Raw genomic sequence first — 14,396 nt, forward strand, 5'->3', positions numbered from 1 at the left:
TAAGCTTGCAAAACAGTATATTGTATGTAAATTCCTTAATGCGACAGCCCCATTTTTGCTATTAAAATAAATTTTACAATCTTCTTTCGCAAGCGCAAGTATATGTTGACCTTCCTTAAATTCAATGGTTCCTTGAAGTATTCCACGCAGATGTTCTGCCATAAATAAGTGAGTTCTAATAGATACTGCTATGACATATTAATTAGCAAGAAAAGACAAGATTTACATAGAGAGCTAAGTTATAATATAGAAAAGAGAGTAAATGAGGTGAGTGTCCTAACATGAATTATGATGTTTGCATTAAGAAATCTATTGAATATATTGAACATAATCTAAATAATAAAATAGAGCTTAAAGATATTGCCGATAATGTTTTTCTATCAAAGTACCATTTTCATAGAGTTTTTCATGCCGTAGTGGGCGAACCTGTAGCTGAATATATAAGAAAAAGAAGACTCATGGCAGCAGCAAATGAATTGTTGAATACAAATAGTAAGATTGTAGATATAGCATTTAAGTATCAATTTAGCTCTCAGGAAGTCTTTACAAAGGCTTTTAAAAGACTTTATGGAATACCTCCAAGAGAATTTAGAATAAACAGAAGCAGTGTAACTCTAATAAGTTCAAAAAATAAAATTACAAGTAAGCTATCTATAGCAGCTTAGTTAATGTAAAAAAATCATTTTAAGAGGTGAGTTTAATGAGTTATGTACCTGTGGTTATTGAACAGACAAATTTAGGAGAACGTTCCTATGATATCTACTCTAGGTTACTAAAAGATAGAATAATTATGTTAAATGGTGAGGTAACTAATGAGACAGCTAGCACTATTGTAGCTCAGATACTTTTTCTTGAATCAGTATCTCCTGATAAAGATATTAATTTTTATATAAATAGTCCAGGGGGATCTATTACTGCTGGAATGGCAATATATGATACAATGCAGTATATTAAACCTGATATATCTACAATATGTATAGGTCTTGCAGCAAGTATGGGATCATTTTTACTTGCTGCGGGTGCTAAAGGAAAAAGATATGCTCTTCCAAATAGTGAAATTTTAATACATCAACCATCAGTCTATGGTGGTTTTAAAGGGCAAGCAACGGATATAAAAATTCATACAGAATGGCTTCTCAATACTAAGAATAAGATAAATAAAATATATAGTGAAAAAACAGGTCAATCAATTGAAAAAATAGAAAAGGATATGGAGAGAGATTTTTTCATGTCTGCTGAGGAAGCTAAAGATTATGGAATAATAGATGAAATATTTTTAACATAGAATTTTTCAACTGATACTATAGCCATATAAATAACATCTTGAAAAAATATCAGTAGAAAAGGTCATCTTAATAGTAAACTTATTATTAAGATGACCTTTTCTTTTTAACCTATAACTAAATTTAATTTATTGGTTTTGAGTTAATAAATTCTTTAGCTATTTCATCTGAATTTCCATTACCTTCTCCTATTGAAACTTCACAATAAACTTCATTTTCTTTCCAAATGTATATATATCTTTTATTCTCTTCAGATTCTTCATAAGTCTCCTCATATTTAAAAACTTCCTTACCGTCAATTTTTATTGAATTAACTTTCTTCTTTGCATCATCATAATTTTTTGAGTCTTTTCTTTGTGAAAATGATACTGCTCCAATCTGAAACAAATTATCAACTTTTGAAATGTAATTCATATTGAATTCATAATTAAACTTTTCATTTTTTATATCAGAATCCTCTGAAAGCCTAACTTTTGCTCTATCTATAGTTATATCTTTATTAATATTTATCGGAAATTTAGGAGTAAATCCTAATAATTCTTTTGCTTTTTTTAAATCATCTTTATCATATATTAATAAGGGTTCAGTCTCTGTTAGAAACTCCTTCTTCACAGAATAATCTACATTTTTTATATCTTCAACATATTTTATTGACGAGGCAACTTTTCCTATATCATCTATAGAAAGTTCCAGTACATCGCCAGATTCGCCATATTCTATACTATACCATATCCCTTCATTTTGCCATACAAAATATTTTCTTATATTTTGGAAGCCATTAGAGAATATAGTGATATTATATCCATTTATTCCTCCTAAACTTATTGCCTTTTTACTAATTTCAACTTTTGCATCTTCACTTATCAGCTCTGCATCCTGCTTTAAAACTTTTTCCATGTTTTCTTTGGAAGCTTGAAAAGAAAAGAATTTATTATCAAGTACCTTATGCGCAGGTTTTTGAAAATCAATTTTTAGCACATTAGCTTTATCAGAAATTTTTATAATCTTAAAATCAGGTAGTGCTCTATACTTTGCTGGAAGATAATCTGGCACCTTAAACTTAAACCCTGCAATTTCTTCTGCCTTTTTTAAATTATTATACAATTTTATTGGTGAATCAATAAGAAACTTATCTTCTTCCTGTTTTTTTATTGAATTCTTATTATTAACTGCTGTAACAATGTTATCAGTTCTAATATCTCTAGCCGTTACACCACTTGTAAATATAATACCTCCAGCTAATACACAACATATAGCTGCTGCTGCTGACATTTTATAAGACCCTTTCTTAAAGCTTTTTATCATTTCTATCCTCCTCCTAATCTCACTCTTTGTTTCAAAAAAAATTGCTAATTGCGGTACTTCTCTGCTACTTGAAATCAACTTTGAAAAATTAATTAGCGTCATGCCATATTCTATTGCCTCTTCTTCTCCTAAAGTTTCAAGCACACAAGCATCACAAGCGCACTCCCTTTGAAGTTTCATTCTCTTTATTAAAAACCATACCACTGGATTAAACCAATGGATTAAAAGAGCAACCGTTCCAAGAAAATTATAAAGCAAATCCTTTCTTTTATAATGTATCAATTCATGTAAAAGTATATGTGATAGATTCTTATAATTATTTATGCTATACTCATATTTAGGAATATAAATCCTTGGTTTTAAAACCCCTAATATGCATGGGGTTTTAAAATTATCACAAGCATAAATAGGTATGCTTCTATTTATGCTTACTTTCTTTTTACACTCTTCTATTAGTGATACAACTTTCAACTCCGTAAGCTGCTCTAAATTTAAAGTTTTCCTTTTAAATTTCCATACAACTATTATGAAAAATAAAGTTATACTAAAAACACCTACTAACCATATACAAGAAACTATTTTCAAAGCATTAGTAATTACATTTTCTCTTGTTATTTTTTCTTGGTTATATCTTATTTTTTCTTGGTTATATCTTATTTTTTCTTGGTTATAGCTTATTTTTTCTGAAGATGAAACTGAAGATGTCTTATTATCTTTTGTATCATCACTTAAATAAACTTTTCCTTCTCTAAAAAAATTATAAACTGAATTAGAAGTACTTTTTCCTTCAGTTTTTAATATTTTATTTTCATACTTTTGAAATAAAATACCAAGCAAGTTTATATTACTTTGGATATTCACGGGTATTATAAGTCTTACTATAATTATAAGCAACAAAGCATGCTGAAACCGTATTCCAATACGACTATTAAATAATTTTAAAATTAAAATTATTAATAACGCTGCAATACTTGCTGTTAAGGAAACTTGTAGAACACATAAAAATATTCTAACTAAAATATCCATATTTAATATCCTCTTACTTTCCTTCTTTCTTATTTTTAAGAAGCTGTTCTAATTCTTCAATTTCTTCTTCAGACAAAGGCTCTTCCTCTAAAAATTTTGTAAAAAGCATCCCTACAGCTCCATCGTATACCTTTTGAAGAAAAGATTCATTTTCAGCTTTTATACATTCGTCTCTAGATATTAATGGATAATAATTATAGATTCTGCCCACCTTTTCAAATCCTATCGCTTCTTTTTTTAAAAGTCTTGTTATAAATGTTTTTACTGTTTGTGTTGACCAATCCATTTTAGTTGTTAATGAATCAATTATTTTTTCAGATGTTAATGGATGTTCCTTCCAGAGAAGTTTCATTACTTCCCACTCAGCTGCTGAGATTTTTGGCATATATTTCATATTTTATTCCTCCATCCTAGGTTTACATTTGTAGATCTACAATTACAGTCTACATCTGTAAACTTTAACTGTCAAGTTAAAATTTGCATTTACCTATATAAAATAGTTAATTTTATCCTGATTGTACTACAAAAAATTAAAAATAAGAGAAACATATATAGATTGGTTTTACCCAACTATGATATATTCCTCTTTTAATTAAATTTAAACTTGACTTTTAGGATAAGTTTTCTTAATTATTCTTTATTTTTTTATTTATTACTTTAAAACTCTTTTTAAGTTCTCAAATAAATTAAAACTGTCCTCTGTAATTTATCAGCTACTAACTAAATTCTTCTTATATTATCTAATACTCTATATATAGCTATAGATAAATCTGTCCATGTAGCATTAGCCTTAGGTCTTATTTTATTATCTTTAACTTCTAGAATTCCTAAACCTTTTGCTATAGACATGTAACCTAAATTTTCGCTTTTTATTTCCTTTAAATCAGAGATTTTTAAAGTAAATACGTCTTTAGACTGAGCTAATTTTTCATATCCTAAAAATTTAACTAATGTTTTTGCCATATCCTCTCTTGTAACCTTCGCATTTATATCAAACTTTCCTTCCTTATTTGGGACTATTTCATATAATACTCCTAACTGTAAATACTTATAATCAGTACTATTTTTAGCAGTGCTACTTTCAAATCTTAAATCTGCAGCACCATTTAATAGATATGGTCTATATCCTTTAGCATTAACAAGCATCTTTATAAAATCCATTTGAGTTATTTCCTTATTTGCTTCAAAATTAACAGTATCCATTATTCCATTATACGCAAGTATATTTAATTCCTTTTCATAGGGATTTCCTTTAATTCTTTCCATAAATTTATCTATATTTGCATCTATTTCTTCTCCCATTTCATTCAGCTCTTTTCCTGAGAAAGCATCTACTCTAATCTGGGGAGCAGAATACCTAGAAACATAATTATGCCACATATATACTAATTTCATTTCATATTCTGGTTTTTTAGAATCATCCTTATTCTTATTTATCTTCAAATAATTTAACTCAGGTTTATATTTGTTAAATAATACATTTTTAACTTCTTCCTTACCTATCAAATTCTTAGGTTCACTAAATTTAGCCTGTTCGTTCCACTTAATTGAAAATTCACCTAGTTCTTCTTTTACAGCATCAATAGCTACAGCTATATAATCATAATCATAATTTATACCATTAACTATTCGCAAAAAATTGAAATGATATCTTTTGTCATAAATATTTGCATCATTTATATAATCTACCTGTTTGGTATTTATATCCTTTAGTTTTTCAGGTGCATATTTTACTATAGATTCTATAGCTTTATTATAAGCTTGTTCCCAGGTTATTTTGGCTTGACTATTTTCATCTTGTGGAGAACTTTTATATAAATTAACTATGTTTTCAGTCAAGGCATCTATAGTTATCTGACCACCATTATATCCTTTATTTTTATCTTTATCCTTCTGAAAATCCATAGACCAGGTATTTTTAGCTCCAAATACATTATCTTTATTTTCGTTATATCTTATGTTATTAATTTCATACCCTTCTCCATATAATTGTTTTATTTCTTTCTTAGCTAATTCTATTGCTCTATCCTTACTTATTTCTTTGTCTAATGGTTTATTTATTTTTATATTATTCAAATAATCTTTCTTCTCTTTATCTGTTAAATCTTTTTCTACTTTTTTTCCCCAATTATTACTTATAAATTCTCCACTTTTAGCATCCAGTACTGATCCATTAGCAAACTTAGCATCATAAACTAACTTAGTCTTACTGCGGTTTTCTTCATATTTATCTGTATAATCAGTATATAAAAGATCCATATTTAAATCTTTTTTCATTGTCTCTTCAGCTTTATTTGCTGAAATTATTCCATCTACAGAAGGTACCTTTATATTATCATCCCAATTAATATGATAAGTTACTACATCCCCATTAACTCCATCTACTTCCACTGTTAATAAATTCTGATCAAATTTTACCCCATTAATATACCTTACATAATTATATCTATAAATATTATCTGATGATCTATTAATATAATTTGTATTAGATCTTACGTATTTTGTTTCTTTAAATTCCTTTGAATTAATTTTCTTTAAAAAATCCTCCGCTTTCTTTCTTCCTTCTTCTTCTGTTATTTTAGAAATATTGCTAGTTTCATCTTGTCCATATTGTCGTTTTGAAGCTCTTGTTATTTTCCCATTAGAAGCATCCACAAACACTTGCATATCGTTATTGCTATTATCTTTTTTCCAATATATCAACCAACTAAAATTCCCCTCTTCACTGGACTGGGAAAACTCCACTGAACATTTATACTGCTTTTCATCTACATTTACATTAAAATATTCTTTTAAAGCTTTTTTAGAAATATTTTTAGCTTCTTCTTTAGAAACTTTAGCTTTCTTTTCCATTGCTGCTATATTAGTATTTGTTTTATTTGGAATTGTATTAATATCCTTTGCAAAAACTAAAGAATAATTAGTAAAAATTAATGCTACTCCTAATACTAAAGAAACTAGATTTTTGCTTTTCATAAAACTTCCCTCCATCTTCAAATTTAATCATCACTTATATATACGCAAAATTTGTATAATTAGTTATATTATAGTTATATATTTTTCTAATCATTATATTAGACGATCCATCCTTTAAATTCGCTTCAAAAAATTTCATAAATTTCTAATAATATAAAAACTCTGTTTATACTTTAACCTAGAAATATAAACAGAGTAATATACTTATATAAATTTTTAACTGCCATCTATATATTCAAAATAAAACTTTACTTTATTATTGAAGATTTATGTTATCAGGAAGTAATAAAAAATTTAAATTCTTAAGGGTATTTTTATAAGATATATCATTTGCTATATCCTTAGCTTCTTTTAAGCTCCTAGCTTTAAAAGTAAAGTGTCCTCCTTCTCTATTGTAGAACCCTCCACCTATTAAATATTTTGAATTTTCATTAATATCCTTTGATTCTTTGCCATTTACATTATAGTATATTTTTATAAATAGTTTGTTATCCATAAAGTATACCTCCCAAATTTACCATTTAACCTTTGAATCTTTATAATAAATATATTAACTTTCTATATGAAATATTACATTTTTATTATACAGAACATATGTTCGCGAGTCAAGAAAAAGTTTATATTTAATACTAAAATAAGCTTCATATGGATTAAAAAATCCATATGAAGCTTAGAATATTAATCTAATAAATAATTACTTAGTTTATTAATTCTTCTATATGCCTTTCTTAAAAATTCTTCTGGCCCCTTAATTTTATCTTCTTCTTTAGTAAAAACCTCCATGCTTATATATTTATTATAACTATCTAAAGGAAAACTCTCTTTAATCTTTTCCCAATCTATATTTCCTTCATAAGGTATCCAATGTCTATCAGCTATTCCATCATTATCAGATATATGAGTAGTAAAAAGCCTATGACCATACAGCTTCAAAAGATCTATTTCTTTGCCTAAGCAAATAGCATTATGGGAAGAGTCAAAACAAAGTCCTAAATTAGGAGAATTTATATTAGATAAAAGATAATGAATAAATTCTTTGTTATCCGTATTTTCTATAGCTACCTTTACATTATTTTCTTCTGCTGCTTTAGCTATTTTTTCTATACTATCTATTCCATACTTATTAGGCTGAGATAACTTAAAATCTTCTGTAACATGCATTACCATAAGTGGTATGGCAAACTCTCTACATTCTTTTATCCATTGTATATGCTTATTAACTATTTTTTCTCTTACTTCTCTATTGTCACTCCAAAACTCACTACAATTACTGAAGGGAGCATGGATATTTTCAAATTCTAATTCATAGCTACTAACTAATCTTGGTATATCTTCTTTTTTAACAGGAAAATCTCCTTCTTCATCCTCCCACCAAATAGACACTCCTTTAAATCCAACCTTTTTTATAAGTCTTAGTCTCTCCCGAAGAGGCATAATAAATCCAAACCAAGAAAATATACCCAAATTCAATTCATCTTTTGTCATTTATTCTCATCCTTTACTTTAAAGTATCTTTAATTACTCTTTCTACATTTTTATAGCATATTTTTTCTATTTCATTCTCTGAAAAATTAGCCTTATTTAGAGCAATTATTAACTTTTCCATTTGAGATATATCTTTAATTTCAACATCACAAGAAATGCCATCAAAATCTGTTCCTAAAGCAATACAATCTATACTTCCTATATTTCTAATATATTTTATATGATTTATTATATCTTCTATTCTACTAATGCTACTTTCACCTAAAAATTCATTGCAGAAATTTATCCCCATAACCCCTCCTTTCTCTGATAAAAGTTTAATCATATCATCTGTTAGATTTCTCTTATGAGGAGTAACTTCTCTTGCATTGGAATGTGATGCTACAAAAGGCTTCTTTGAATATTTAGCTACATCATAAAATCCCTTATCTGAAAGATGCGATACATCTACTAGCATCCCCAATCTGTTCATTTCTTCTACCACCTCTATTCCCAAAGAAGTAAGCCCCTTATTTATATATTCTTCTTTACAATTTGGATATCCTAATTCATTACCATAATTCCATGTAAGTGTTATAAGTCTTACTCCTAGTCTATAAAAATTTCTTAAATTGGAAATCTCCCCTTTTAAAGCTCCTCCTTCTTCTATAGTTAAAAATGCAGATATTTTACCATTCTTTCTATTATTACAGAATTCATCATAATTTCTAGCTAAACCTAAAATATCCTTATTCTTATCCAATTGTAGATAAAATAAGTCTATCATTTTTAAACAAGTCTCTAAGGTATTCTCTACTTCATCTTTATCTATAAACATTGCAAAAAACTGTGCTAATGCATGTCCTTTTTCTAATTTTTCTATGTCTACAGAATAATTATTTTTCCTTAAATTTTTTTCTTCTTTACAATTTAGCAATTTATATAGTGTATCACAATGCATATCTATTATATTCATAAATATCACCTCTATTTAATGATATTACAGTAAATAAAAAAAAGAAACTCCAACTATTGTTGAGTTTCCCTTAAATTTGTTATTATTAAAAATTATTAGCTATAAAGCTTTCTAATTCTTCTAATTTACACTGATATGACTTTAAATTGTGTTTTTCAAAAGCTGCAGTATATTTTAATCCACTTCCTGTTACTATACAAGCTACAGTATCATTGTCTTTTAAGAAGCCTTCATTTTTTAGTTTTTTAACTGCTGCTAATGGAACACAAGATTCTGGTTGTGCAAAGATTCCTTCTTCAGCCATTTCTTTTTGTGCTAATATTATATCTTCATCTGTAACCGCTGTACAAGTTCCTTTTTTAGCCTTTATTTTTCTTAGGACTTCATTTCCACTTGGAGGGAATGGATTTTCTATTCCATGGGCAATAGTACATGGGTTTTGTATTCTTTCTATCTTTTCTTTTCCCTTTATAAAAGCATTGTATATAGGTGAACAGCCTGATGCTTGAGCACAAATAAATTTAGGTATTCTATCTATTAACCCTACCGCTTTAAATTCTTCAAATCCCTTCAATATTCCTCTTATATTTCCTCCAGCACTTGTTGGCACTACCACATAATCAGGTACATTAAAATTTAATTGTTCACACATTTCAAAAGCTGCCGTTTTATAGCCTTCAACTCTATACGTAACATCTGAATTAATAAAATAAATTTCTCTCTTTTTTCCTATTTCTAAACTTTCATAATAAAGCTTTCCATAATCCCCTTCTACTTTTATCAAATTTGATCCATATATGGCTACTGGATTTAGTTTTTCTGCTGGTATATTACTTCCTACAAATATAAAAGTATCAACCCCTGCTCTCTTACCATAAGCTGCAACAGACACTGCCATATTTCCTGTGGATACTGCTCCTATCTTTTTATAACCTAAACTATACGCATGTTGAATTCCAAATAAAGTTCCTCTGTCTTTAAAAGACCAAGTAGGATTTTGGCTTTCATTCTTAAAATAAATTCCTTTTATACCTATCTTTTTAGCTATTTTAGGTGAAGGTACAAGAGAAGTAAAACCTTCATTTAAAGAAAGATCATTATTTATTTTATCAAAAGGGAAAAAATCTGAATATCTTTCCAATATAGTTTGAGTTAATGGACTTCCTTCCTTAATTTTCCCTTCTTTTATCAATTCCATTTCTAAAGGCTCATTGCAATTATCACATCTTGGATTAACATGTTCTACCGAATATTCCTTTCCACAACCAGTGCATATAAGTTTAAAATCTTTCATTATGTATTCCTCCTTTGTTTTATACAATTTTTAATCTACTACTGCTATAGCTTCTATTTCAATCATAGCATTTCTTGGAAGCTTTGATACTTGAACACAAGATCTAGCAGGCGGATTATTATTAAAATACTCCCCATATACTTTATTCATAATGCTAAAATCATTTATATCTCTCAAAAATACTGTAGTTTTTACTACATTTTCTAAAGATACTCCTGCTTCCTCAAGAATTGCTTTTACATTTTCAAGTGCAATTCTTGTAGCATTCTCTATGTTATCATCTACTAATTCTCCTGTATTTAAGTCACTTGGAGTTCTTCCAGATAAAAATATTAAATTTCCTACTCTCACTGCATGTGAATATGGGCCTCTTGCTGGTGCGGCTTTACTACAATTAATAATCTCCTTCTTCATTTGCTATCTCCTTTAAAATATAATTTTCTTAATTTTTATAATTTCCTTAATATTAATTCTATAAATACTTAAAAAAACCTTTTTTATAAAAAATAAAAAGACATAGATTTTAGTATCCAATGTCTTTTTATCTAGTATTATTTATTGTCCTTATTGTTTTTCATTCTATTTGGTTTTGCTTTAGGTTTAATTTTAACATCATCTTTTTTATTTTTTGATTCCAATCTATCTTCATTAAATAAATCCATAAACCATAACATTAATACTACAAATACTCCTGATATAGCCATTCCTGCTGGAGTAGTATTAAAACCTGGTTTAACCATAGATGGAGTTGTTAAAAGTGCAATAGCAGCAGCAAATATAATCCATTTATTGGGTTTGAATTTTGATAACACAAAGACTTTTAAAAGATTGTAAACTATTATTACTACAAATGCAAAAGCTAATATCTTAGCAAAATATAACCAATTCATATAATGTTCCTCCTCTCCAAACTAGCCTTACTCTATATATTATTGTATATTTTTTTAAATATATCAACAGTAAATTAATTTATTTTGTATAATAGTTATATACAGTAAAATTTTTAGGGGTGGTTTTGTGGAATTTACTAAAAGTCAACAATTAGATTCATTAGATTTAGAAATATTAAGTATATTAATCAAGGACTCTAGAACTCCTTTTCTAGAGATAGCAAGACAATGCCATGTTAGCGGTGGTACAATACATGTAAGAATAAAAAAAATGGAAGAAATGAATATAATTAAAGGTTCTAAACTAATAATCGATACTGCTAAAATAGGATTTGATATTTGCTGTTTTATAGGGATAAATTTAGAGAAAGCCTCTTTTCTTAGCCAAGTAGCGGAAAGTCTAGAAAAAATACCAGAAATAGTAGAACTATATTATACTACTGGTGATTATTCAATATTCCTTAAAGTAATCTGTCAAAACATATCTCATCTTCAAAAACTTTTGGCAGATAAGCTTCAAATTATTGAAGGAGTACAAAGTACTTCAACTGTAATTTGTTTGCTTCAGAAATTAGATAGAAATATTCAATTAAATGAATTATATTAATTTTAAAAATAAAAGCTTCTATCTTTTATTCTTTTATAGTTATATTTTTTTATTTATTGGTAAAAATATAATTGTATTATAGTATTAAACTAAAAAGGAGATGTAAAGTATGAGAGCTTTAGATGTAACCGCACTTGTTTTAGTTATTATAGGAGCTATAAATTGGGGACTAATTGGATTTTTTAGTTTCGATCTAGTAGCAGCTCTTTTTGGAACAATGACTGCTTTTACACGAGTTGTATATGCCCTTGTTGGTATAGCAGGGCTTTATGCTATTTCATTCTTAGGAAGAGATAGAGAAGTTGGAGAGGCTAAATAAATTTTAGCATAATAACAAAAATCATAATAACAAAAATAGAAATGTTGATTTTTATCAACATTTCTATTTTTATTATCCAAATCACTTATTCTAATTAAGATTTGCTGCTTCTTTATTAAGTAAAGTATTTTCTTCTACTTCTTCGATTGGTTTTCCTAATATATATAAACTTAATATTGTAGCAACTATAGATACTGGTAACACTATATAAATTGGTAATCCCAATCCAGCTGGAATATATCCAAATACTATGGTTATAGCAGCTATTGTAAGTGAATACCACATTTGAGTTTTTACATGCTCTAAATGATCGCAAGCTGATCCCATAGAAGATAATATAGTTGTATCAGATATTGGTGAACAATGATCTCCAAATATAGCTCCAGTAAGTACTGCACTACAACTAACTATTACATACTGAGGGTCTCCAGCTCCAATACCATGTGCTAATGGTATTGTAAGTGGCATAAGTATTCCCATAGTACCATAAGAAGTTCCTGTAGCAAATGATATTATAGATCCCATTATAAATATAATTGAAGGTAATATAAACTTAGGTAATGAATTTGATAATACTGTTACTAAAAATTTAGCTGTACCAAGTTCTTTTATAACTGAACTTAAAGACCAAGCTAAAAGCAATATTACTCCTGTAATAATTAAAGACTTCATTCCATCAACCCAACTATCTATTGCTTCTCCTAAAGTAAATATCTTTTGAGATATTCCCATAACAATAGCTACTATACTAGCAAATAATGCTGCCTGAAATAATACAACACTAGCATCAGAAGCACTAAAAGTTTCTCTTATTGCTGTAAAGGAAGTGGGACTATTAACTAATATAGCCTTAATTGCTTCATCTTTTCCAGCCATTACGCTTTGATATCCGTTAAAGTAGAATCCTCCAAAGGCACTAATAAGCAATACTCCAATTGGAATTATAGCATTCCAAACACTTAATTTGATTCCTTCTTTTGGTTCTAAACTAGTAGCTTCTGAAGAAACCATAGGTTTAGCTCCATCTCCAAGAACTTTTCCTGTAGTTCTTGCTCTTCTTTCTGCTGTACGCATAGGTCCAAACTCTCTTAATGTCAATGCAGAACCAACAATAAATATTAAAATTAATATATTATAAAATCTATATGGAATAGTTTGTACAAATAATCCATAAGCATTTACATTTTCTCCTATGGATGTATAAGCATCCTTTATTAAGCTTATTTCATACCCTACCCAAGTGGATATTAAAGCTATTCCAGATATAGGAGCTGCTGTAGCATCTACGATAAAAGATAACTTTTCTCTTGATATTTTCATTTTATCTGTAACTGGTCTCATTATTGGTCCTACTATAAGTGAATTTGCATAGTCATCAAAGAATACAAGTAATCCTAAAAACCAAGTTATTATTTGAGCGCTTACTGGACTTTTAGCCTTTTTAGCAAGACTTTCTGCTATAGCTTTTGCGCCTCCCATTTTTGAAACTAATGCTATAAGACCTCCAATAGTCATACATTGAAGTATAATTCCTGCGTTCCAAGGATCTGCCAAAGAGCCTTTTAGTTTATCTACAATATCTAAAAATCCATAGAAAAACGCTCCTAAAATATTATGTCCTGATAATTGTGCTAAAAATGTTCCTGAAAATACTCCTATAAAAAGTGAAAGAACAACATTCTTAGTTATAAATGCTAAAACTATTGCGATAAAAGGTGGTAATAAAGTAAGTATTCCTAGTCTTTCAGAATTTAATTGAGCTACATCTGGCTCTGCTGCCAAAACTGTAGTAGTAAATAAAAAGATAAGCATTAATACCGTGGTTAAAATAAAAGATTTCTTTTTCACAATCTTCTCCTCCTCATTTTTTATTTGTTAAACATAAAAGTTTAACTAAATAGTGAATACTCTTCTGCGGAGGAGAGTCCATCACAACAAAAAACCCCTTGGGTTATCACTCAAGAGGTATGAATACACTATGTGTACACACTTGTTTGAATGATAGCTCTCCACAAAATAATTTGTGACAGTCTTACTCATATTCTGAAATAAAACCAGTTATACAGCCTTAAAGCATCAGCTGTATACTTCGGCGACATTCCCTTTCACTGTACATCATTTTGCTTACATCAATACAGATACTAATAAACGTCGCTCCTCTATCCTCGTATATATCCACTTTTAATACAAATTAAATTATAACATTTAATTATATTTTTATCAAGTTATTTTTTTAAATACTTTAATTTATTTCAT

The 14,396-nt window shown here is 28.2% G+C and carries 14 protein-coding genes and 1 riboswitch; of the genes, 4 read left to right on the forward strand and 10 right to left on the reverse strand.

Translation table 11 applies throughout. The features are described from left to right. The first annotated feature begins 281 nt into the window (after window positions 1–281). Together J2Z24_RS10555 and clpP are read left to right on the forward strand one after the other, a co-directional pair. Window positions 282–665 carry a helix-turn-helix transcriptional regulator gene (locus tag J2Z24_RS10555; protein ID WP_051593410.1) on the forward strand — a complete coding sequence of 128 codons (384 nt, stop codon included), beginning with the start codon at window positions 282–284 and terminating at the stop codon, window positions 663–665. Window positions 666–700: 35 nt separating this feature from the next. Then, window positions 701–1,285 (forward strand): ATP-dependent Clp endopeptidase proteolytic subunit ClpP, encoded by a 585-nt coding sequence (gene clpP / locus J2Z24_RS10560; RefSeq protein ID WP_035151191.1) that lies wholly within the window; start codon window positions 701–703, stop codon window positions 1,283–1,285. Window positions 1,286–1,406: 121 nt separating this feature from the next. Here clpP and J2Z24_RS10565 read toward each other — a convergent pair whose 3' ends face one another. From J2Z24_RS10565 to J2Z24_RS10605, 9 genes are all read right to left on the reverse strand, one after another. Next, window positions 1,407–3,614 (reverse strand): M56 family metallopeptidase, encoded by a 2,208-nt coding sequence (locus J2Z24_RS10565; RefSeq protein WP_035151190.1) that lies wholly within the window; start codon window positions 3,612–3,614, stop codon window positions 1,407–1,409. A 13-nt stretch (window positions 3,615–3,627) separates the two neighbouring features. Then, window positions 3,628–4,008 (reverse strand): BlaI/MecI/CopY family transcriptional regulator, encoded by a 381-nt coding sequence (locus tag J2Z24_RS10570; RefSeq protein ID WP_035151189.1) that lies wholly within the window; start codon window positions 4,006–4,008, stop codon window positions 3,628–3,630. A 326-nt stretch (window positions 4,009–4,334) separates the two neighbouring features. Continuing rightward, the gene (locus J2Z24_RS10575) at window positions 4,335–6,590 is read right to left on the reverse strand and encodes a YcdB/YcdC domain-containing protein (protein ID WP_035151188.1); all 2,256 of its coding nucleotides are present in this window, start codon (window positions 6,588–6,590) and stop codon (window positions 4,335–4,337) included. A gap of 256 nt (window positions 6,591–6,846) precedes the next feature. Then, window positions 6,847–7,086 carry a hypothetical protein gene (locus J2Z24_RS10580; protein WP_035151187.1) on the reverse strand — a complete coding sequence of 80 codons (240 nt, stop codon included), beginning with the start codon at window positions 7,084–7,086 and terminating at the stop codon, window positions 6,847–6,849. 182 nt (window positions 7,087–7,268) lie between these two features. Beyond that, on the reverse strand, window positions 7,269–8,075 hold the full coding sequence (locus J2Z24_RS10585; RefSeq protein ID WP_035151182.1) for a sugar phosphate isomerase/epimerase family protein: 807 nt from the start codon (window positions 8,073–8,075) through the stop codon (window positions 7,269–7,271). Window positions 8,076–8,088: 13 nt separating this feature from the next. Further along, complete coding sequence (locus tag J2Z24_RS10590) at window positions 8,089–9,030, reverse strand: dipeptidase (RefSeq protein ID WP_035151179.1); 942 nt, start codon at window positions 9,028–9,030, stop codon at window positions 8,089–8,091. A gap of 85 nt (window positions 9,031–9,115) precedes the next feature. Further along, window positions 9,116–10,324 (reverse strand): threonine synthase, encoded by a 1,209-nt coding sequence (gene thrC, locus J2Z24_RS10595; RefSeq protein WP_035151176.1) that lies wholly within the window; start codon window positions 10,322–10,324, stop codon window positions 9,116–9,118. Between the two features lie 30 nt (window positions 10,325–10,354). Next, window positions 10,355–10,738 carry a RidA family protein gene (locus J2Z24_RS10600; protein ID WP_035151172.1) on the reverse strand — a complete coding sequence of 128 codons (384 nt, stop codon included), beginning with the start codon at window positions 10,736–10,738 and terminating at the stop codon, window positions 10,355–10,357. A gap of 137 nt (window positions 10,739–10,875) precedes the next feature. Beyond that, window positions 10,876–11,214: a hypothetical protein gene (locus J2Z24_RS10605; protein ID WP_035151168.1), complete on the reverse strand. Its 339-nt coding sequence runs from the start codon at window positions 11,212–11,214 to the stop codon at window positions 10,876–10,878. Between the two features lie 127 nt (window positions 11,215–11,341). Between J2Z24_RS10605 and J2Z24_RS10610 the strand changes: the two genes are divergently transcribed. Both J2Z24_RS10610 and J2Z24_RS10615 read left to right on the forward strand, forming a co-directional pair. Beyond that, window positions 11,342–11,821, forward strand: a complete 480-nt coding sequence (locus J2Z24_RS10610) for an Lrp/AsnC ligand binding domain-containing protein (protein ID WP_035151166.1) — start codon at window positions 11,342–11,344, stop codon at window positions 11,819–11,821. Between the two features lie 109 nt (window positions 11,822–11,930). Next, window positions 11,931–12,140, forward strand: coding sequence for a DUF378 domain-containing protein (locus tag J2Z24_RS10615; protein ID WP_035151163.1), 210 nt, complete (start codon window positions 11,931–11,933; stop codon window positions 12,138–12,140). A gap of 90 nt (window positions 12,141–12,230) precedes the next feature. On the opposite strand, the gene J2Z24_RS10620 is transcribed toward J2Z24_RS10615, so the two are convergent. Further along, the gene (locus J2Z24_RS10620) at window positions 12,231–13,988 is read right to left on the reverse strand and encodes a Na+/H+ antiporter NhaC family protein (protein ID WP_035151161.1); all 1,758 of its coding nucleotides are present in this window, start codon (window positions 13,986–13,988) and stop codon (window positions 12,231–12,233) included. Window positions 13,989–14,134: 146 nt separating this feature from the next. Beyond that, a riboswitch (Lysine riboswitch) is annotated at window positions 14,135–14,310 on the reverse strand. Window positions 14,311–14,396 lie beyond the last annotated feature (86 nt).

It is taken from the genome of Clostridium tetanomorphum (assembly GCF_017873215.1).
Classification (GTDB): domain Bacteria; phylum Bacillota; class Clostridia; order Clostridiales; family Clostridiaceae; genus Clostridium_AO; species Clostridium_AO tetanomorphum.